This is a genomic window from Psychrobacter sp. 72-O-c, assembly GCF_904846605.1.
Lineage (GTDB): Bacteria > Pseudomonadota > Gammaproteobacteria > Pseudomonadales > Moraxellaceae > Psychrobacter.
Map to the genome: position 1 here is coordinate 1 of NZ_CAJHBI010000039.1, position 21072 is coordinate 21072.

Annotated in this window: 16 protein-coding genes and 1 tRNA gene; 11 read left to right on the top strand and 6 right to left on the bottom strand. The window is 42.4% G+C overall.

What is annotated here, in order from left to right; genetic code table 11:
• The first annotated feature begins 125 nt into the window (after window positions 1-125).
• The 7 genes from JMX97_RS11960 to JMX97_RS11990 all read left to right on the top strand — a co-directional run bounded on the left by JMX97_RS11960 (window position 126) and on the right by JMX97_RS11990 (window position 7732).
• On the top strand, window positions 126-359 hold the full coding sequence (locus JMX97_RS11960; protein ID WP_201558425.1) for a heavy-metal-associated domain-containing protein: 234 nt from the start codon (window positions 126-128) through the stop codon (window positions 357-359).
• A gap of 292 nt (window positions 360-651) precedes the next feature.
• Entirely contained in the window at window positions 652-876 is a 225-nt protein-coding gene (locus tag JMX97_RS11965) for a heavy-metal-associated domain-containing protein (protein WP_201558427.1), read from the top strand.
• Window positions 877-1409: 533 nt separating this feature from the next.
• Window positions 1410-3746 (top strand): heavy metal translocating P-type ATPase, encoded by a 2337-nt coding sequence (locus tag JMX97_RS11970; protein WP_201558429.1) that lies wholly within the window; start codon window positions 1410-1412, stop codon window positions 3744-3746.
• Between the two features lie 350 nt (window positions 3747-4096).
• Window positions 4097-5413, top strand: coding sequence for a phosphopyruvate hydratase (gene eno, locus JMX97_RS11975; RefSeq protein ID WP_201558431.1), 1317 nt, complete (start codon window positions 4097-4099; stop codon window positions 5411-5413).
• Window positions 5414-5556: 143 nt separating this feature from the next.
• Window positions 5557-5865 (top strand): FtsB family cell division protein, encoded by a 309-nt coding sequence (locus JMX97_RS11980; protein ID WP_201558433.1) that lies wholly within the window; start codon window positions 5557-5559, stop codon window positions 5863-5865.
• 62 nt (window positions 5866-5927) lie between these two features.
• Window positions 5928-6701 (top strand): IspD/TarI family cytidylyltransferase, encoded by a 774-nt coding sequence (locus JMX97_RS11985; RefSeq protein ID WP_201558434.1) that lies wholly within the window; start codon window positions 5928-5930, stop codon window positions 6699-6701.
• A 413-nt stretch (window positions 6702-7114) separates the two neighbouring features.
• Window positions 7115-7732 (top strand): BLUF domain-containing protein, encoded by a 618-nt coding sequence (locus JMX97_RS11990; RefSeq protein WP_201558436.1) that lies wholly within the window; start codon window positions 7115-7117, stop codon window positions 7730-7732.
• A gap of 241 nt (window positions 7733-7973) precedes the next feature.
• Here the strand turns inward: JMX97_RS11990 and JMX97_RS11995 are convergent.
• The 3 genes from JMX97_RS11995 to pyrC all read right to left on the bottom strand — a co-directional run bounded on the left by JMX97_RS11995 (window position 7974) and on the right by pyrC (window position 10703).
• Window positions 7974-8049 (bottom strand) — tRNA-Glu (locus JMX97_RS11995).
• Window positions 8050-8606: 557 nt separating this feature from the next.
• Complete coding sequence (gene rnt, locus JMX97_RS12000; RefSeq protein ID WP_227671588.1) at window positions 8607-9320, bottom strand: ribonuclease T; 714 nt, start codon at window positions 9318-9320, stop codon at window positions 8607-8609.
• 303 nt (window positions 9321-9623) lie between these two features.
• Window positions 9624-10703, bottom strand: a complete 1080-nt coding sequence (gene pyrC, locus JMX97_RS12005; RefSeq protein WP_413786412.1) for a dihydroorotase — start codon at window positions 10701-10703, stop codon at window positions 9624-9626.
• A 381-nt stretch (window positions 10704-11084) separates the two neighbouring features.
• On the opposite strand from pyrC, the gene JMX97_RS12010 reads away from it, so the two are divergent.
• A complete protein-coding gene (locus tag JMX97_RS12010) occupies window positions 11085-12323 on the top strand; it encodes an argininosuccinate synthase (protein WP_201558438.1) in 1239 nt (412 codons plus the stop codon).
• Between the two features lie 126 nt (window positions 12324-12449).
• On the opposite strand, the gene JMX97_RS12015 is transcribed toward JMX97_RS12010, so the two are convergent.
• Window positions 12450-13754 (bottom strand): hypothetical protein, encoded by a 1305-nt coding sequence (locus JMX97_RS12015; RefSeq protein ID WP_201558441.1) that lies wholly within the window; start codon window positions 13752-13754, stop codon window positions 12450-12452.
• Window positions 13755-13892: 138 nt separating this feature from the next.
• Here JMX97_RS12015 and JMX97_RS12020 point away from each other — a divergent pair, with 138 nt between their 5' ends.
• Together JMX97_RS12020 and JMX97_RS12025 are read left to right on the top strand one after the other, a co-directional pair.
• Complete coding sequence (locus JMX97_RS12020; RefSeq protein WP_201558443.1) at window positions 13893-14444, top strand: L,D-transpeptidase; 552 nt, start codon at window positions 13893-13895, stop codon at window positions 14442-14444.
• 339 nt (window positions 14445-14783) lie between these two features.
• The gene (locus JMX97_RS12025) at window positions 14784-15404 is read left to right on the top strand and encodes a nitroreductase family protein (protein ID WP_201558445.1); all 621 of its coding nucleotides are present in this window, start codon (window positions 14784-14786) and stop codon (window positions 15402-15404) included.
• 141 nt (window positions 15405-15545) lie between these two features.
• Here the strand turns inward: JMX97_RS12025 and JMX97_RS12030 are convergent, their stop codons facing one another.
• The gene (locus JMX97_RS12030) at window positions 15546-17168 is read right to left on the bottom strand and encodes a CYTH and CHAD domain-containing protein (RefSeq protein WP_201558447.1); all 1623 of its coding nucleotides are present in this window, start codon (window positions 17166-17168) and stop codon (window positions 15546-15548) included.
• 433 nt (window positions 17169-17601) lie between these two features.
• Window positions 17602-19188 (bottom strand): isocitrate lyase, encoded by a 1587-nt coding sequence (locus tag JMX97_RS12035; protein ID WP_201558448.1) that lies wholly within the window; start codon window positions 19186-19188, stop codon window positions 17602-17604.
• An 877-nt stretch (window positions 19189-20065) separates the two neighbouring features.
• Here JMX97_RS12035 and JMX97_RS12040 point away from each other — a divergent pair.
• Window positions 20066-21058, top strand: a complete 993-nt coding sequence (locus JMX97_RS12040) for a LysR family transcriptional regulator (protein ID WP_201558450.1) — start codon at window positions 20066-20068, stop codon at window positions 21056-21058.
• Window positions 21059-21072: the final 14 nt, after the last annotated feature.

Genomic DNA, 21072 nt, shown 5'->3' on the forward strand with positions numbered 1-21072 from the left:
TATGAGAGCTATGAGTCTATTGTTGATGCGGCTTGCTGTGCTTGGAATAAGTTGCTTGAGCAGCCAGAGAGGGTTCGCTCCTTGACTACTCGAACTTGGGCACAACTTTAATTATTGGGATTGGTATGAGTATCGAAAATATTGACGATGCCGAGGGTATAGACAGTGTGATGACCGCGCTTAAAAATATCACTGGCGTGACGGCTATTGATCTTGATACTAATACTAGTACTGCTTTGGTGCGTTATGATGATACCGATACCAGTATCTATGCGTTTACTGCTGCGATTAGCATGGTTGATTATGTCACTCAGCCGTATCCTATTGATGCGCCGCAAAACCCTCGTTATCATGACTAGGTTTTGCTAAAAAAATTAATGCCGTTAAGCAAATACGTATTTTCGGTTTAATCGTTACGCTCTGACAATTTAGTTTTGATAGTCTGATTTTAAAAGTTTAGGTATTTATAATATCTACAGTTACGTTTTACCCAAACAATCACTAAGCTTGTAATAAATCACTAACCAAACCTGCTTGATGTTAAAAGCTATATCGCTTAACGTAGATAATAGTTAACTTACAACAATTATTAGTTAGCCTATAATCACATTACCTATAGCCCCATTAATAGATAACAATAAGGAGCCTAACATGGCGAACCAAACGCGTATTATCAAGATTGACGGCATGACTTGTGAAAAGTGTGTTGAAAGTGTGCATAGCACAACTGGCGATATTGATGGGCTACTTAGCCTCACAGTCGAGCTGCCAACCAATCAGGCAACCGTGACTTTTGACGACAGCATCACCAGCGCTGAAAAGATTGCTGCTGGCATTGAAGAGGCTGGATTTGAAGCTACCGTAGCCAATTCATAAGTTAAGTAAATTGTAATTGATATCTGAATGACAAGACCAGCTGCTATAGCTGGTTTTTTAGTGGCTGAGTGGTAGTAATGCTAAACTACTACTATTGTAGCGACGGGCATCGCTATTTAGCTTATGTAAATTAATATCAACTATAACCATTTAAGTAGTATGTCTTATCAATATGTTATTTAGTATAATAATGTATAGGAAGGGCATATTGACTTGAAAAACCTATTGGTAACCTGATTTTAAAGCAAGTAGCCTCTTTAATTTAAATTTGTCTTGATACCCGTCTTTTAAAATAAATACACTTTGATATGTTGGCTACTGACAGATTTGTACTTGTTACAGCTTCTATTAATAACGCCACTCTCAACTTAAACGAGGCCTTGATTTTACTAGCCTAGATTTAGTTTCAAGAAATTCACTGATTTATAATATCTTTAAAATCAGTGACTTATGAAAATAAGTTGAGAGTGGCGTATTAATAGCTCTTATTTACAACTTCTAGAATTTTATAATCGCCATAACGAGTTTTATCTATGAATGATTCCACCAGCACAGCGACCGACCCCTCTTATAACGTTGAAACCGATATTCAAGAAAACATACAAACGCAACCGCAGCGTGCTCATTTGCAGCTGGCGATTGATGGGATGTCGTGTCAGGCGTGTGCATCGCGAATAGAAAAAGTCCTCAATAAAAAGCCCTCTATTTATGAGGTGAGTGTGAACTTCGCTGGCGAGACTGCTAACGTGGATTATGACCCAACGCAGACCACGCCAGAAGAAGTTACCGAATGGGTCAATAAGACAGGCTTTATTGCCAATTTACAAGAGAGCGATAATTTATTTGCCCAGTCGGATAAGGATACTGCTACCCAACTGCCGTGGCGACTGATTGGGCTTTGGGTATGTCTACTACCATTTTTGGTTGGCATGGCAGGAATGCTGGTCGGACAAGGTATGGCGTGGATGCCGCCAGTTTGGATACAGTTCGTCTTGGCTACTATTGTACAGTTCGGACTGGCATTGCCTTTTTATAAAAGCGCTTGGGCATCGATTAAAGGTGGTCTTGCCAATATGGACGTACTGGTAGTCCTTGGTACAGTAACTATTTGGGCTTATTCGACTTATATTTGGATTACCCATGGTGATGGTAGTTTGGCTAGCCTACTACAAACGGTCAATCATGCTGGCGGTCACGGCTCTGTTAATAGCCCTGAGGTGTACTTTGAAGCTGGCGTGATGGTCATTGCTTTTGTGCGTACTGGTAAATATCTAGAAGAGCGTACTAAAAAACATAGCCTTAATAGTATTGATTTATTATTATCGCTGACACCAGATGAGGTCGAGCAGCAACAATCTAATGGTGATTTCCATCAAGTGGCGCTACAAGACGTGCAAGTCGATGATATTTTACGTGCCAAACAAGGCAGCCGCGTAGCAACCGATGGCGTGGTTATCGATGGTGCTGGCTGGTGTGTGGAGAGTCATTTAACTGGTGAATCAGTACCGCTCAAAAAAGAACAAGGCGATGAGCTACTGGCAGGTGCTTTGGTCGAAAACGGCAGCTTACTATACCGCGTACGCGCTAAAGGCAGTGATACTAAGCTTGGTGATATGGTACAAGCGCTTAGCGATGCTCAAGGTTCTAAAGCTAAGCTGGCTCGCCTTGCGGATAAAGTAACGGCTATCTTTGTGCCTGTGGTCGTGGCTATTTCGTTAATCACTTTTGGGCTGACTTGGTGGCTGACCGGTATGGTCGATACCGCCTTAATGCATGCCGTATCAGTATTAGTGATTGCCTGTCCTTGTGCGCTTGGTCTAGCAACTCCAGCCGCTATTATGGCAGGTATGGGTGTGGCAGCGCGTCATGGGGTATGGTTTAAAGATGCGCAGAGTTTAGAGGCTGCAGGCGATATCGATACCGTGGTGCTCGATAAAACAGGCACCTTGACCCTTGGTAAGCCTACTATCGTCGATCAAGTGATGGTTGATAAATCCTTAGCCGTTGACGATGTGCTCCAGCTAGCCGCCAGTGTGGAAGCTCATGCCAGCCATCCATTGGCTACTGCCTTAATTAACGTCGCCAATGAGCGCCAGCTCCCATTATTACCGGTAATCGATATTAGCGTGGTTAAAGGTGCTGGTATTCAAGCGCAAATCGAAGGTCTTGGTGTGGTCAAAGTCGGCACAGCAGAATTTGCCAATCTCACGCTACCAAAGATGATGCCAAAAGTATGGCAAATCGCCAGTACCGTAGCAATCAGTATTAATGACGAGCCATTAGGGGCTTTTGCCTTGGCTGATGATTTAAAGGCTGATACTCCGCAAGCTATCACGGCGCTACAAGATGCGGGTATTGATGTGATCTTGATGAGCGGTGATAAGCAATCTGTCGTTGATCATGTGGCAGAGCAATTGGGTATTAAGGCGGCTTATGGCAAAATGAGCCCACGTGACAAAGCCAGCCAAATCGCTAAATTACAAACGGCAGGCCGTAAAGTAGCGATGGCAGGGGACGGCGTTAATGATGCACCAGCTATGGCGACCGCTGATGCCAGCTTTGCCATGTTTGAAGGCACCGATGTGGCCCAGCACAGTGCTTCGGCGCGTTTAATGGGCGAATCACTGATGCATATTGATGCTGCACAAAAAATCGCCCATGCCACCGTACGCAATATTAAACAAAATCTATTTTTTGCCTTTATTTATAACTGCCTTGGGATTCCATTAGCCGCCTTTGGCTTTTTAAATCCAATGATTGCTGCCGCAGCGATGGCCCTCAGCTCTATATCAGTATTGATGAATGCGCTACGACTAACGCGCTTTAAAACCAAGGTTGAACTGGATAATACCGTGACAATAACTAAGTAAGACGCACAGCAGCCAACCTCTGTATAATCGGCTGAACAGAAGATGATATCCATAAAGATATCAGCGTTAATCTTAAGCTTATAATCAAGCTTAAGATTAACTTTAATCCATAATGGTTCGCATTAAGATAGGCGATGTTTAATTCAATTTATGCTATGATGCCAAGCACTATAGCTTGTTGTCTATATGCTCAAACGACTGCTAACCGCACTCATATTTTGCGATCTAAATAGACATTTAATGCTATTTTGGTAGGCGAGCTATACAATTATTTGCACTACCTTTGTTATAATTGATTGTCCCTTTTTTATCTCACAAACTTGGCATGACCAAAGGAATTAACAGACACTATGTACGCTGAAGAAACCAACAACGTCACCGCAATTAAAGACATTCGCGCCCGTGAGATTTTAGACTCGCGCGGTAACCCAACGATTGAAGCTGACGTTATCTTAGCTGATGGCACCATTGGACGTGCCGCAGCGCCAAGTGGCGCATCAACGGGTTCACGTGAAGCGCTAGAGCTGCGTGATGGCGATAAAGATCGCTATATGGGTAAAGGGGTCAAAAAAGCCGTTGCCAATGTGAATAGCCAAATCCGCAGCGCTTTAATGGATAAAGACGTCACTGAGCAGCAAAGCATCGATGACGCTATGATTGCGCTTGATGGGACGGAAAATAAAGACAGTCTGGGTGCCAATGCTATGCTTGCAGTATCGCTTGCTGTTGCAAAAGCGGCCGCACAGGCACAAAGCCTGCCGTTACATCAATATATCGCAAACTTGCGTAATCAAACCTCGCTAACTATGCCCGTACCGATGATGAATATTATCAATGGCGGAGAACACGCGGACAACACGGTCGATATTCAAGAGTTTATGATTGAGCCAGTCGGTTTTAGTAGCTTCTCAGAAGCATTACGTGCTGGTACTGAGATTTTTCATAGCTTAAAGTCAGTGCTAAAGTCTCAAGGCTTTAGTACGTCAGTGGGCGATGAAGGCGGTTTTGCCCCTAATTTGCGTAGCAATGAAGAAGCCATCACCGTCATTATGCAGGCAATTGAACAGGTCGGCTACAAGGCAGGGGAAGATATCCATCTAGCCCTAGATTGTGCTGCCAGTGAGTTCTACAAAGACGGTAAATATATCTTGGCAGGTGAGGGCAATAAATCCTTTGACAGCCATGGTTTCTCTGATTATTTAGTGAGCCTTGCACGTCAATATCCTATTATCTCTATCGAAGATGGCCTTGATGAGTCAGATTGGGACGGTTGGAAATATTTGACTGAACAAATCGGCGATAAAATTCAATTGGTTGGTGATGATTTATTCGTGACTAACCCTGCTATCTTGCAAGAAGGCATTGATAAGCATATTGCCAATGCCATCTTGATTAAGTTCAATCAAATTGGCACGTTATCAGAAACGCTAGATGCCATCTATTTAGCGAAGAACAACGGCTATGCGACCATTATTTCACATCGCTCAGGTGAGACCGAAGACAGCACCATCGCTGATTTAGCGGTCGGTACAGCAGCGGGTCAAATCAAAACGGGCTCACTATGCCGCTCGGATCGCGTGGCAAAATACAATCAACTACTCCGTATTGAGCAACAAGTGCGCGCCAGCTATCGTGGCCGCGAAGAGTTTATCGGTCTACGGGGTTAAAACGGTCAAGCCAACTAGCTCTTAAAGCTGAATAACTTCAGTACACAGCTAAGCAATATATGACTGTTTTTATGAGATTGTATATTGCCTAGCGAGTTCAGCTAATTTTAACTTTACCTTTATTCGTTTGGCGTTGTTCTCTTATGAAATACTTTAGCCAGTTCATGTTACTTGCTTTGGCCGTTGCGGTACTACTAGGGCTGCAATATCAGTATTGGCTGGGTGAAAATGGTCACTTTGCGAGTAAGAAGTTGCTTACTCAAGCTGCAGAGCAACAGCAGCTAAATGACAATCAAGTCACTGCAAACAATCTGCTACGTACTGATGTCTATGATCTAAAAAATGGACTTGAAGCGGTGGAAGAGCATGCGCGTTTAGATTTAGGACTCATCAAGCCCAATGAGACCTTTGTACAAGTATCGACAGCACCAACGACGTACAGTCGTTATTAAAAAGTCGCTGTAACCCTCTCTATTGTTTTACTTCCGTTCACTCATACTTTGAATATCTAACCATGAACTCTAAACCCTATGTACATGCCATGATTGTTGCTGCTGGCCGCGGTAGCCGTTTTGGTGCGCCTGTAGCCAAGCAATATCTGCCACTTAACGGTCAAACGTTGCTGCAACATAGTGTCGCAAGACTAGCAGGTAGTGCTACTATTCATAATTGTCTATTGATAATCTCGGCAGAGGATAGCACGGCACAACGTTTAGATTTTGCGCTGCCAGTATGGTATGCAATTGGTGGGGCTGAGCGTTGGCAGTCAGTATATGCTGGCGTACAAGCTATTATCGAAAAAGGGGCTGATGATAGTGATTTAATCTTGATTCATGATGCTGCGCGTCCTGCTGTACCACATTGCGATATTGATCGGGTCATTGAAACTGCAAAACTAGAGCCTTATGGCGCCATTTTAGCCACACCAGTTGCTGATACCTTAAAAGAATCCCAGTATCAGGCGCATACCCAATCTACAGCTCAACCCAAGCCTATATATGAAGATGAGGATGCAGGCAACCAGCACTGTTACACCAAGCGTACTATTGACCGCAAGGGTCTGTGGCAGGCACAAACCCCGCAAGTATTCCGTGTTGGACAGTTACGCCGCGTGCTCACTTACGTAGCTGAGCACAATCTTGATATTACCGATGAGGCGAGCGCCTTTGAGCATTTAGATTTGCCTATTCGTCTTGTGACTGGCAGCCGTCAAAATATCAAGCTCACTTATCCTGATGATGCTACCTTAGTATCTGCCATTCTCACTGCACAGACGTCAACGTTGTAAGTCAGTTCTATTATCGCTGAATACCAGCCCTTAATATAAGCATTCAATATAACTATTAAACGCTGCACACTTGTGTCAGCGTATTTTTATATTTTTATATTTTTAAGTTGTCTTTATTGTCTATCGTTATTACTTTTTTTGTCCCGTATCTTCGATAAATGGTATTTTATGAATATATATTGACGCTTGAATTCTCTCTATTACAATATTTTATTGTTGTCTTATCGTAATAAGTTGCTTTGTTGACTGAACTAATTTATGATGTAACCAACTCAATACAATAAATATAAATACTTACGAAATCAATAAGATATCAAGCCAATTTCACGATCCTATTTGTCTTGCTTCTATATTTTTCTAACATTCATACCGTTGTCTCAGTTAAATATTATCTAATAGTGGGGAGAAGCTGAGTGTCATTAATTAATAATTCGTCAAATCCAGTAATTACAGAGCTTTACCAGCTTGTATATACCAGCTGCATTACCTCGACGGGTCTGTCAGGTGCTAGTACGCTTAATGATATTGCCAAAATCTCCACAAAAAATAATAAAGCAGATGATATAACGGGCGTTCTTTGCTATGGCAATGGTTATTTTTTTCAATGTATAGAAGGGTCAGAGCAGGCACTAACCAACCTAAAAAACCGCTTGTTATTAGATGATCGACATAAATATTTACAAATATTAGAGTTTTCAGAAATTGATAAACGGCGTTTTACGGGCTGGTCGATGCGGTCTATTATACTTGAACGTTGGATGACTACTGATCCCAAAGTAAAAGCGCTAATGCCATTTAAACCCTATAGCTGGAGCAATGAACAGGGACGACAGTTTTTGGATGTTTTACAAGGCTATTATGAAGAACAAGAAGATATGGGAAAAGTTCATATTGATGATCAGCCCGTCAAGTATAATGCATTGGGTTTAACATTAAGTAAAGTCATGGGGCAACACCAAGCTTTCTTTTTGATTCAGAGCGTACTAGGGGCGCTGATTGTGTTGACGCTACTTTGGTTTATGCTGTCATAAGTTTTAAGTTGTTTATTAAAGATATCTTGTCTCAAAGCTAGAATAAAGCCATCAAAGCCAGCATCAATTGCTGGCTTTTTGCCTATTATAAAAGCGCAATGAATGATGGACGGTTTCATGAACAACCAATAATGAAGCAGTTAGACATAAAAAACAGACGGGCATAAAAAAACCCTCAAAATCTATAAGATTTTGAGGGTTTTAAAAGTGCTATTAATATAATTAGTAGCGCTTTGATATTTGGCGTCCCCAGGGGGGTTCGAACCCCCGTTACCGCCGTGAAAGGGCGGTGTCCTAGGCCTCTAGACGATGGGGACTAGTAACGCGCTTCAGCAGCTTTCACCTTTTATGCTGAAGTGGTGCGTATTCTAATGGCGTCTACGCCTTCTGTCAAGCCTTTTTCTTCTTCTTTTTAAGATTAAGTATCTTTTTCTGATAGCACGACGCGGATGTAGGTCATTACTCTTTAAATGATGACGAATCCATAAAGAAGTGCAAACGCTTATGGTCAAAGCAAGCGTCATATAACCGATAATGGTTCCCCATACCATATAATGTGGTTCCATGGCAAAGTCCCTCCTGTTAAGCCGTTAATAGCGTGTAAAGTGCTATTAAGGCAGCGTGAGCAACTTAAATCATCTATTGGTCATACGGCGTCCTCAAAGACAAAACAATAATTAATAAGCGAACTATCAATTCCATTTAGACAGTACAAAATAACTGGTTGGGTTGACAGTTAACTTGCTTATCATTGTATTAACCATATCCATATTGATTTAAAAGTCAGAATAAAAAAGTTATAAGTTTAACAAGTCAATAACATTACTTTCTAGTAACTAATTATAAGTATAATTTAAAAATACAGTCGTATTGTTTAGTTGTTGTCGCTATTCGTTGATGGGTCTTCAGTTAACGTGTCTTGAACGGGCGCTACATGTAAAGCATTGGGCAGCATAGGATAATTGTTAAGAATATGGCAAAATAGCTCGGCAGTCTTTTGGGTATCATATAGTGCTGAATGGGCGTTATTGCCATCAAACTCAAGGCCTGCCGCTTTACAAGCGCGAGCCAGTACCGTTTGGCCAAATGCTAGCGCCGCTAGGGTGACGGTATCAAATACTGAAAACTGATGAAAAGGATTGTGATTTTTACTATTGGTACGCAGTACTGCGGCATTTAAAAAGGCCAAATCAAAATGGGCGTTATGACCGATTAAGACGCATTGGCGACAGTCTTCATCGCGGCGTACTTCTTTAAGGCCTTTGAAGATACGTCTTAGGCCCGTCTTTTCATCTTCAGCGATTGCTTTACGCATTGGGTTTTTAGGGTCGATACCGGTAAAGGCTAAGGCGCTGGGCTCTAGATTAGCACCTTCGAACGGCTCGATATGCGCATTCAAGGCGTCGCCTGGATAAAATACACCGTGCTCATCTAATAAGATAGGAATACAAGCAATTTCTAACAGGGCATCGGTCTGTGCATTGAAGCCCGCAGTCTCCACATCAACGACGACAGGCAAAAACTTGCGAAAGCGCTCCTTTAAGGCCATCGGTGCCAAGGCTTCTGCAGATGACTTATCTTCATTCATATTCGCATGGCTGCTATTGGCCTTGCTATTATCCTCATTAATACCAAGAGCGGTGCTTTTATTAAGATCATTGCTCGGAGGCATATTTGGTGAGTCATCTATAGGTAAGGCATTGTTGTTTGAGGTGGTCATATTAAGTTAAATCGCTTATATCGGTCGTACTGTATATTGAAATGCTAAGTATATTAAAAAGACGGTTATATTAAAATACGGGTTGTATTAAAACGATGCGTATATTAAAAATAAATAAGCGCCCGATAATATAAACATTAAGCTCATATTATCGAGCAAAGTTAAGTATTATTACGCCTTAATAGACCAAGGTAATATGTCACCTGCCATGAGCGGTGTGAGCGTTGATCCATCAAAATAAGGATAAGCAGCAGGGACTTGCATGGGCGTATTAATTAAGGTAACCGTGTTTTCATTCACTGGTAGTCCATAGAACTGCGCGCCAAAGCGGCTGGCAAAGCCTTCAAGCTTATCTATTTTGCCGACACTATCAAAAGCAGTAGCGTACAAGGGTAAAGCAGTCGCCGAGCTATAGCAGCCCGCACAACCGCAAGCCGCTTCTTTTTTATCAGTAGTATGCGGTGCTGAATCCGTTCCTAAGAAAAATTTCGGATTTCCGCTAGTGGCGACGTCTAATAACACTTTTTGATGTGATTCGCGTTTTAAAATGGGCAAACAATAAAAATGTGGCTTGATGCCGCCCAGTAATAGATGATTACGGTTGAGCAGTAGATGCTGCGGGGTAATGGTTGCTGCAATGTGATTACCTTGAGCAAGGACGAAGTCAGCCGCATCACTGGTCGTAATATGCTCCAACACAATCTTTAATGTTGGGAATTTCATGATAATTTGCGCCAGTACTTCGTCCAAAAAACGCTTTTCACGGTCAAAAATATCAACATGATCGTGAGTCACTTCACCATGTAGTAACAAAGGCAAGTTATGCTTTTCTAGCGCTTCAAACACATCGACGCAGGCATTGATATTGGTCACGCCATCAGCGGAATTGGTAGTCGCGCCGGCAGGATAAAGCTTGACCGCTTGCACGATACCAGACTGCGCCGCCAGTTCAATATCTTGCGCGGTCGTGCGATCAGTCAGATACAAGGTCATGCGGGGATCAAAAGCCGCTTTGCGCTCAGCAGTCAAGTCACTGGCTTGTAAATGCTGCAAAATACGCTCGCGATACGCACGGGCATCATCAGCTGTTTTTACTGGCGGCACTAGATTTGGCATACAAATAACGCGGTTAAAGCTGTTAGCGGCATGAGGCACTGTGGTTGCCAGTGCTTGATCATCACGCAAGTGAATGTGCCAGTCGTCTGGCTGGAGGATGGTTAACTCTGTAATCAAATCGGTAGTCGGGTTCATGGCGCTCTATATCATAAAATACGGGGATAAAGGGAAGTGGTACAAGGCTGATAATAATGGGTTTAGTATGTGGTTATCATAACAGATTTGCCTGCTTGACTAAATATGCGGCTAAAGAACTATACATAATTTGTTGGTAGGCTTATAAGCTACTATTTAATTCAGTATCTATTTTACCAACCTACCTTACCAACCTGCTTTATCAACATCAGTATCTAACTTACTTTAGGGCGTATTGAAGCCAAAACTTAGTGTTGCAGGGCTGTGGTACTTTTGCCTATAGTAAATATGATGTACACTGAGTAGGCAAACTAAATTTTGACTGATTCTGCGGTATTATTTCTATATTCTATAACTAAATTCATATATTAGGAGTTATTCATGGCTCAGCTTGACCCAAAAAATATTAACAAAATTGTCTTGGCCTATTCTGGAGGTCTTGACACCTCCATCATCGCCAAATGGTTACAAGACACTTATGACGCCGAAGTGATTACTTTTACTGCTGACATCGGTCAAGGTGAAGAAGTCGAGCTGGCGCGTGCCAAAGCTGAAGCGATGGGTATCAAAAGCATCCATATTGAAGATTTGCGCGAAGAGTTTGCGCGTGATTATGTGTTCCCAATGTTCCGTGCCAATGCCATTTATGAAGGTGAGTATTTACTAGGAACCTCTATTGCTCGTCCTCTTATTGCCAAGCGTTTGGTTGAAATTGCCAAAGAACATGACGCTGACGCCATCAGCCATGGTGCAACGGGTAAAGGCAATGATCAGGTACGCTTTGAGCTAGGCGCTGTTGCTTTATCTCCAGACGTAGTAACGATCGCGCCTTGGCGTGAGTGGGATTTATCTAGCCGTGAAAGCTTGATGCAATACGCCGAAGAACATAATATTGCTATCGACTATGCGGGTAATAAGACTAAGTCTCCATATTCAATGGACGCCAACTTATTACATATCTCTTATGAAGGTGGCATCTTAGAAGATCCTTATGCCGAAGCAGAAGACGATATGTGGCGTTGGTCTGTTAGCCCAGAAGAAGCACCAGATGAGGCTCAGTATCTAGAATTAGAATATGAAAAAGGTGATATGGTTGCTATCGATGGCGAGCGGCTCAAGCCGTACGAGATTATGATCAAGCTAAATGAAATCGGTGGCAGTCATGGTATCGGACGTTTGGATATTGTAGAAAACCGTTATGTGGGTATGAAGTCACGTGGCTGCTATGAGACTCCAGCAGGTAACATCATGCTAAAAGCACATCGCGGTATTGAATCATTAACGCTAGACCGTGAAGCTGCGCATCTAAAAGATGAGCTCATGCCACGCTATGCTAAGATTATTTATAACGGCTACTGGTTCAGCCCTGAGCGTTTGATGCTACAGGCCTTGATTGATAAATCACAAGAATATGTTAACGGCACCGTTCGTGTGAAACTATATAAAGGCGCTGTGAGCGTAGTCGGTCGTAAATCAGACGATTCACTATTTGATGAAAAAATCGCTACCTTTGAAGACGATGCCGGCGCGTATGATCAAAAAGATGCGGAAGGTTTCATCCGTCTTAATGGTCTACGTTTGGCAATTGAAGCCAGCCGTGGTCGTGATTTGTCTAAATAGTTTCGCTAAACGAGTAAACTAAATAGAGTATAAAATAAAAAAAACAGAGGCGCAAAGTCTCTGTTTTTTTATTGCCAATAATACAGCTTCAATACCTTGAATTTTCTTTGTCTTTATCTAAGGTTTTTATTGATTAGCTTCTGCATCTCTGGTTTTATCTTCATCATTCACTTTCACAATAGCCACATCTTGTTGCTGACGCTCTTCAGCAAGGTCCTGCTTTAATACTACTACAGTCGCTGGTATCGCACCATTAGATTTCTTCATTTGGTACTTTAGGGTAGCAAGCCCGCCAAGACTACCAATCACTAGAATGATAATAAGGATAATAGGATTTTTCCACAGCGGCAACGGTGCATCGTATTTAATAGGGGTCTCGCTAGTGGTAGCCGGGGTATTGTCGTTATTACCGCCAATTAATCCTAAGCTCACTAGTGGTGGGGTCGGCGGGGTAGTCGGTTCAGAGGTGATGCGCAGCCGATTGCGATGCAAGTAGATGTCTGAAATCTTAGCCAGCTGCAATAGCCAGCGTTGGTGCGGTAAAGCAATGGCTGGCATCTGTGCGAACATTAATAAGTCGTTATGCCGACCCTGTTGGGTGTTCTCTGATGAGCGACCGATGACTTTTAAGTAATTGGCTGTGGCCTGTTGCATATCTTGCACAGGTTCATGATTATCAGGCTTAAACGTTGTCAACTCGTACCAGTAAGAATCAAAAGGTGGCGGCGTACTTATTAGCTGGTCAGAGTCTAGTTGGCTAGACTCTAGCCGCTCAGTTTTTAGCTGCTCAGACTCTAGACTGCTGTCTTCTGTTCTTGTCATTGTTGATTTTGTCGGTACGGCATCTCCTTCGACATTAGCGTCTTCGTCATCCGTATCTGTTAATGTTACAGGCCCGATTGGTTCAATAGTCGTAAAACGCGCTTTTGATAAAAACTGTGGCTGCAAAGCGAACCATTTATTCATCTCATCGTTATCAAGCTGACTGTAGTCGGTTAAGATAGCCAACTCTCGCAAGACGATGACGCATAAACAGGTCAGTAAGGTTTGCGCTTGCGGCGTGGTCGCATCAATTTGCGTAGCAATACGCTCGCTTGCTTTAATGACCCGTGCGCTATCACCAAAGAGAGCACTAGCTGCATCATGACGATGGTATAAAGTGGCCTTGATGGTCGCAAAGTTCATAGAGTTGTATTGCCGAAGTTCTTTAACCGCACTACGACCAAAGAGCTTTTTTCTAACCGCTTGACCCTGATGAAGCTGTTGATAAGAAAGTAAAGTACTGACGATTGCTTGCAAGCTGGCACCAAGCGCAAGATGCGTTTGCGGTAATGACAGCTGAGCAGCATCTGCCAATAATGGTACTAGGGGCTGGATATCTTGATATAAAAAATCATACATCGACACACGTGTCGGTGAAATAGACGTCATAATCTGCTAGCATCAAAAAGTGTGCCCCTATATTACGGTGCCAACTGTTTTGATACAATCCCTTGAGATTAGATATTTTTATTAGGTTATGAGAATCTTTAGCTACAATAGCTTTAAGTAACAGCCGGACAGCCATTTATGAAACCAGATAATAAGCCAAGCACACAGCTCATAGTTAACATTGCTCAGCAGACCTTGACGTTGTTTCAAGGGCATACTGAGGTTTACTGCTATCCTATTTCAACTGCCAAAAATGGCATTGGTAGTCAACAAGACAGCGGCTGTACGCCACTGGGTGCACACGTTATCGCTCAAAAAATAGGGGGTAATGAGCCTATAGAGGCAGTATTTATCGGGCGCGTAGCTACCGGCGAAATCTACAACGCTGCTTTAGGTGCTCAGTTCCCTGAACGTGATTGGATACTAAGCAGGATTTTATGGCTAAGCGGGCTTAAGGCTGGCATTAATAAAGGCAGTAATAGCCAAGGTGGCTGTGATACCTACCAGCGTTATATTTACATTCATGGCACGGCTGATAGTGAACCTATGGGTGTACCGCGCTCACACGGCTGTGTACGTATGCGCAATCAGGATATTATTAAGCTGTTTGCAGAGGTAGATGAGGGCACGCCCGTTTTTATTGTTGATGGTGTTACTAGCGTTGGTAACTTTATTAGCACTCATGAATAATCGCTAGCTTTGGCAATCGATGAGGTGTGTTGTTATAGAAGGCTACTAACTTCTTAACGTCGTAAAAGCCAAGTTTACAAGACACACTTACAAGGTTATTTATAAAATAAATTTAACAATAACGTATTAGCGTTAAGTTGATTGCTATAATGCTCATTAGTATTTTGAGTACTTGAAAGTTTTGATTGATTCAAAAGTACTTTTATCCATACATTTAATACCCTTACTATCTATGTCGAAGTGTTTATAACTCGTAAGAGTATAAAACCTATCTATAACGCTAATTTTTATAATGCTACTTTATTAAACGTATTAACAATGACTACAAGGATAATAAAAATGACTCGAGCCAGTCTAGTAACCCTACAACAAGCTTTTGATGAACGCCGTACTATCTATGCTTTAGGTAACGATTTACCAGTAGATCCACGGGCGATTGTTAATATTGCTGAGCGCGTGCTACTACATACGCCGTCTGCCTTTAACTCGCAGTCCTCGCGACTCATAGTGTTATTTGATGAGCAGCATAAACAGCTGTGGGATATTACCGAGAATAAGCTGCGTCAGGAAGTCGGTGATGGCGACTTTTCGAGTAGCAAGCAAAAAATGGACAGTTTTCGCGCGGCAGCAGGAACGGTACTCTTTTATGAAGATAAGGAAGTCACAAAGTCGTTGCAAGATAAGCTTGCGCTATATGCCGATAAGTTCCCCATATGGGCACAGCAGACTTCAGCGATGCACCAGTATGCTATGTGGACAGAACTACGTACATTAGAGGTTGGTGCGAGTCTCCAGCATTATAATCCACTGATTGATGAAGATGTCGCCGCAGCGTTTTCGGTTCCTGATCATTGGGAGCTGGTTGCGCAGATGCCGTTTGGCAGTATTGTTGAGCCTGCTGGCGAAAAAACCTATCAGCCCCTTAATGAGCGTATGAAAGTGTTTGGATTAAATGATTAAACACCTAGCACTGTACCGTTTTTGAATTGGCTTAACTACAACCATTAAAAAAGACAGCTCACATTAAAAAGACAGCTCACATTAGTGATGCTGTCTTTTTGATGGTTAATGATAGCTCTCCAAAAAATCACATCATTTGTGTTACCAAAACGTAGGTCTATCTTGAATACGAGCCAGCCTTTTTTGCAAACGTTTACGGTCATTTTTTAAGTTTGCGGCAAACCATCCCGCTCCATATAGCGCGTTAGAATCGGTTAGCGATTTTTGCTGATAGTACTGTTGATAGTTCTTATGATCTTGATATTGCCCCAGTGATTTTTGCGCTTTTATTAAGCGTTTAAGCCAGCGTTTGCTTTTCTTTTTAGAATATAATGGCGCCGCAAACTCACTCAGATAACGTAAGTCTTTAAGATGCCGGCGTACGTTGTACAAAGGATTGCAGTCCAAATCGTCAGAAACTGAGCTATCACGCTCTGCATGGTCAGCTTCTAAATCATCAGTTTCTAAGTCATCGAAATCCTGCTCAGCTTTGAGTAGTTTTATATGTTTTTTAGCTAATATCTTGGGCAGTTTATCTATAGCAAGCGTAGATGCTTGGGGCTCAGCGCTGGGGTCGCTCATAGTAAATTGGATAAGCTCTAGCAGTGTAAGCTGAAAGTCATTGGCTCGTACCGCGTCAATAGGCTTAACTTTGATCCGCTCAACGTCCGCAGTCCAATCTAAGCTAGGCGCGCCGTGTTGTCGAAGATGAGTTTCGATAGTCGTTGCTAGATAAGCAAGCTCGCGGTAGTCACCGAGTAGGGTAGCCGTTTGTTTTAGTATGGAATGCCATTCTGTATTTAGCTGATCTGAGAATTTTTTAAAGGCTTTTAAGACAATATGCAGGCGGCGGAGGCTAATCCGTAGCTGTAGAACGTGTTCGTTATCTTGGCTACCGGCCGCGATAGCACTGCTGTTCGGTAATATTTGTAGCAGACAATTATGCACTACCGCACGCACAAAGGCAGGCATACTGCTGTCTTGATCCACATTTAGCTGCTTAAGGTCAGCACAAACTGCTGGGCTATAGTTTTCCCCTTTAATCAACAAACCACCGCGTTCAGCTTTAGTTACTGTAGACAAGCACAGCTTATAACGCTTACACCAAGTTTTAGCAGTCGCGAATAAAAAATCAAGCTCACCTGAGACCAGCTCAAACTCAATCTCGTGGATATCTTGACATTGGCTATCGTCATTACCGTGGATAATCTGACCAATATCATAAGCGACTTCAATCGTACTGCTTTTTTTGCTACGGTTTTCTTCGCTGTTGTCTTCGTTAGTGCTGCTTTCTTTACTACTGTCATCATCTACCAATCGCGTGGTGCGCTGAACATCAGTGACATACTGACGTGTTAGTTTTTTCACCAGTTTTTTAAGTTTAAAGTCAGCCAGTGCCGGCGCGATGGCGGTATCTTCATAAAGTATCAAATCAGGCATTAATTCGTCGGTATCGAGCATTGCTTGTACGTGTTCATTATCTAAGATTGTATTGTGCTCTAAGCGTGTTGCAATAGCATCGCCGCCTGCCTTAATGGTTTGTACCCAAGCATCGCCTTCTTGACGAATACGCAGACCGATACCAGCCTGTGCTAAATCTTGCTCAGGCGTGTCGTAATAATGAGCCGCCATGTGAATGTCTTGTGAGGACTTAACCTTAGCTTGCCGCATTAGCCCTTTTAATCGCGCTGGGGGGATTAAGAACTTCAGTTCTATCTCTTGCATGGTAGTGTCCTCTATAGTGGTAAGGGTTATTAATTCGATAACGTAATCCAGTAATGGTATTCAGTAACGGTAATGAGTAAAAACATTATATGTGAGCTGTCTTTACTTTATCGTAGGCGACAAGCGTACCTTTAACAAGTCTCAATGTGAGTTTGATTAAATTTTTTATTATGTTTAACGTAAGTGGCTATAGTCGATTTAATCTAAAAACGATACAGTGCTACTGGGAGGCTACTGTAACAAACGTTTTGTAGCCCTCTGTCCCGCTTGCGAACAGCACGCAAGAAAAATTTATACCAGTAGCACGTTGCTATACACGACTCTCTTTTATTGTGAACTAACTATATCTCTTTTATTGCTCACAAAAAAGCCGCTCTACATGACGTAGAGCGGCTTTTAGTTTTACTTGTAGTGTTTGCTTATAGCATGTTGCTTATTTGAACTGATCCATCGTGTTTTTACCACCGCCAGCTTTCAGAGCATTGTCACCTGAGAAGATTTCTTTATGGTCATCACCGAGATCAGATCCAGCCATTGCTTGATGCTTCACACAAGCGATACCTTCACGGATTTCTTTACGTTGTACGCCCGCAGCATAAGCAAGCATACCGTCTTCACCGAAGTAGCCTTTAGCAAGCTCATGCACGCTAAGCGCAGTAGTATGATAAGTAGGCAATGTGATTAAGTGATGGAAGACACCCGCTTCACGTGATGCGTCTTTTTGGAAGTTCTTAGCGGCTTCATCAGCGGCTGTATCAAGTTCAGTACCGTCATAATCAACACTCATCAAGTCATCTTTATTGTATTTCGAGATGTCTTTACCTTCTTCTTCCCATGTAGCGATTACTTGCTTACGGAAGTTTAGGGTCCAGTTAAATGATGGGCTGTTGTTATAGACCAGTTTCGCTTTTGGCTGCTGCTCTTTAATGCGATCCACCATCATTTTGATGTGCTCAACGTCTGGCGTTGGGGTCTCAATCCATAGTAAATCAGCACCGTTCTCTAAAGCAGTTACACAGTCAAGGACGACACGGTCGATGTTAGTGTCTTCGCGGAAGCTGTACAAGCCGTTTGGCATACGAACTGGACGTACTAGTTTGCCATCATGCTTAAGCAAGCTGTCATTTTCTTTGGCATCAGCAAGAGTAACTTCTTCCATCTCGATGAAGTCGATATATTTAGAAGCCAAATCACCAGGTTCGTTTGATACTGGGATTTTTTGCGTTAATGATGCGCCTTCTGAGTCAGTACGAGCAACGATCACGCCGTCTTCAACGCCTAGCTCTAAGAATGCATAGCGAAGGGCATTGATTTTTGCGATGTAGTCTTCATGCGGTACAGTAACTTTACCGGCTTGGTGACCACATTGCTTGGCATCAGATACTTGGTTTTCGATTTGTAGGGCACAAGCACCCGCTTCGATAATCTGTTTGGCCAATAAATACGTCGCTTCTTCGTTACCGAAACCAGCATCGATATCAGCAATGATTGGCACAACATGTGACTCAAAGTTTTCGATTTTTTCTTGAATTTCTTTGGTGTCTTTGCCTGCGTCTTCAGCTGCATTTAGCTCACGGAAGTAGTCGTTCAATACTTTAGCATCGGCTTGACGTAAGAAGGTATAAATCTCTTCTACTAGTTTTGGTACTGATGTTTTTTCGTGCATAGATTGGTCAGGTAATGGACCAAACTCAGAACGAAGGGCTGCAACCATCCAACCTGATAGGTAGATATAAGTTTTTGCAGAGGTCCCAAAGTATTTTTTCTTAGCATACATAGTTTGTTGAGCAATAAAACCATGCCATGCACCTAAAGACTGAGTGTACTGTGACGTATCATTGTCATAGTCTTCCATGTCTTGGCGCATGATACCTGCAGTATATTTCGCAATTTCTAAACCGGTCTTAAAACGATTTTGTACCATCATACGTGCGGCATCGGTCTCACTGATGTTTTCCCAATTGCCATGTTTTTTCTTTAGTTCACGTACTAAATCGATTGCTGATGTATAAGTTGACATCTAGACTTCTCCTTGGTGGGGTATTAAAGATTAATGCACAAAAAATTAAGTGATAAAAATGATCATAACTAGGTGTGCATTATTTGCATGGGATTTGCAGGGGTTACGATTGCATTGATTAGATCGAAACTCAATGTTTGCTGGCATGACTAAATAAGAGTGTGTTGACATTCTATCCATAAACTACAAATAGTAATTCATCATAGATCTTGGCCTTATTACCCTAAACAAACCCGCTGATAAATACAAGGGGTTTGCTGGATTTGATTGCTAAAAAATAGTTGGTGGCTTATAAACCGCCATCATACTTATCATCTATTATAGGTCAGACTTTAAAAGATCGTTTGGTTGATATTTGGCCGTTTTTTTTAGTACTGTTGGCTTATTAACCCTAGTCTATAGTGCTGGGCAGCGGTATGACTACTTATTAGTAAGATAATGCTACAATAACCAGTCGCATACTCAAACAAGCGCAGACTTACAGAGGGTTACCGTAGTGTTGTGCGCCCTTATCATTGAACTTATGTAAGCAGTTGTCATAGTAATGGTTGTATAAGTATAGCGGCTCAACATAAGGTTTATCGTCTGCACTTCGACTTATTTATATTACTTACTATAACCGCCTTACTAAGATTTATCTAATTTATGATTATTATCTTGGGTATTTTATTTGCTTATAGTATAATAAAAACAACAGCTTGAGACCGACGCCTCATACTAATTTTGAAGTATTTCAGCAAAAAACAGCCAAATATTAAATAGGTATCAGACAAAAAAACAGTTCTATCATACGGTTTGATGTTTTGTATAGGCCATAATAACGCACAAAATCGCCAAGCTTTAACTGGCATTTATTCTATAGCAAAGAGAAATACATATGAATCTGCAGCGGGTCGATTTGAATTTATTGGTACATTTAGATGTATTGCTACGAGAAAAAAACGTAACACGGGCCGCTGAGCAGTTAGGGATTACTCAACCAGCGATGAGTAATATTTTACGCCGTCTGCGTAAACTGTTTAATGATCCATTGCTGGTACGCTCATCTGAAGGTATGACTCCAACCGAGCGCGCTTTAGAGCTACAGCCACGGATCCGTGAAATACTCGCTGACTTAACCCAAGTATTGGAGCCGCGTACCGAATTTCGGCCGTATAGCACCTCGCGGGTCTTTCGTATCATGACCTCAGACTATGCCGAGGCGACGCTGGTACCGAAACTAGTCAAAGCCTTACGTTCGGAGGCACCCAATGTTATCTTGGACTTCTTAACGCCATCGGATGTCTCTTACCGTGATATGGAGCAGGGACGGGTCGATTTGGCCATCAACCGATTCAATGAGATACCGCAAAGCTTTCACCAAGTCTTAGTCTGGCGTGATACCTTTAGTTGCTTGCTGTCCTCTGAAAGTCCTTATGCGCATCGTTTCAACCTTAAAAATTATCTTAAAGCGCAACATGTTTGGGTGTCAAAGACAGGCATGGGTGTGGGCTTCGGTGTTAATCCAGAAAAATCTGGCGGTCTAGGCTCTATTGATCAAGCTTTGCAGCGTTTGGGACAAAAACGAAAAATCAGCGTTTTCACCCGCCATTACCAAATGCCCGCTATGCTCGCGGCGAATAAAGATTTGATTGCTACCTTGCCGACCCGAGTGGCACGTATGCAGGCGAATAATGACAGTATGATGATGGTGGACCCACCGTTTTTTATCCCTGAATTTGAGTTAACGATGGCGTGGTCACCGCTCTTGCAGCATCATCCTGCACATCGTTGGTTACGGCAGTTGATTATGCATGTTGCACGGCAAGTGGTTGCTGACGAAGAGCATCAAACACAAGAAGAAATTCCGGTGATTAATCATTTGTTCTAAAATTAGATAGTATA

Coding starts and splice junctions, on each gene's coding strand:
- JMX97_RS11960 (WP_201558425.1), top strand. CDS start 126: ATGAGTATCGAAAATATTGACGATGCCGAGGGTATAGACAGTGTGATG.
- JMX97_RS11965 (WP_201558427.1), top strand. CDS start 652: ATGGCGAACCAAACGCGTATTATCAAGATTGACGGCATGACTTGTGAA.
- JMX97_RS11970 (WP_201558429.1), top strand. CDS start 1,410: ATGAATGATTCCACCAGCACAGCGACCGACCCCTCTTATAACGTTGAA.
- eno (WP_201558431.1), top strand. CDS start 4,097: ATGTACGCTGAAGAAACCAACAACGTCACCGCAATTAAAGACATTCGC.
- JMX97_RS11980 (WP_201558433.1), top strand. CDS start 5,557: ATGAAATACTTTAGCCAGTTCATGTTACTTGCTTTGGCCGTTGCGGTA.
- JMX97_RS11985 (WP_201558434.1), top strand. CDS start 5,928: ATGAACTCTAAACCCTATGTACATGCCATGATTGTTGCTGCTGGCCGC.
- rnt (WP_227671588.1), bottom strand. CDS start 9,320: ATGAATGAAGATAAGTCATCTGCAGAAGCCTTGGCACCGATGGCCTTA.
- pyrC (WP_413786412.1), bottom strand. CDS start 10,703: ATGAACCCGACTACCGATTTGATTACAGAGTTAACCATCCTCCAGCCA.
- JMX97_RS12010 (WP_201558438.1), top strand. CDS start 11,085: ATGGCTCAGCTTGACCCAAAAAATATTAACAAAATTGTCTTGGCCTAT.
- JMX97_RS12015 (WP_201558441.1), bottom strand. CDS start 13,754: ATGACGTCTATTTCACCGACACGTGTGTCGATGTATGATTTTTTATAT.
- JMX97_RS12020 (WP_201558443.1), top strand. CDS start 13,893: ATGAAACCAGATAATAAGCCAAGCACACAGCTCATAGTTAACATTGCT.
- JMX97_RS12025 (WP_201558445.1), top strand. CDS start 14,784: ATGACTCGAGCCAGTCTAGTAACCCTACAACAAGCTTTTGATGAACGC.
- JMX97_RS12030 (WP_201558447.1), bottom strand. CDS start 17,168: ATGCAAGAGATAGAACTGAAGTTCTTAATCCCCCCAGCGCGATTAAAA.
- JMX97_RS12035 (WP_201558448.1), bottom strand. CDS start 19,188: ATGTCAACTTATACATCAGCAATCGATTTAGTACGTGAACTAAAGAAA.
- JMX97_RS12040 (WP_201558450.1), top strand. CDS start 20,066: ATGAATCTGCAGCGGGTCGATTTGAATTTATTGGTACATTTAGATGTA.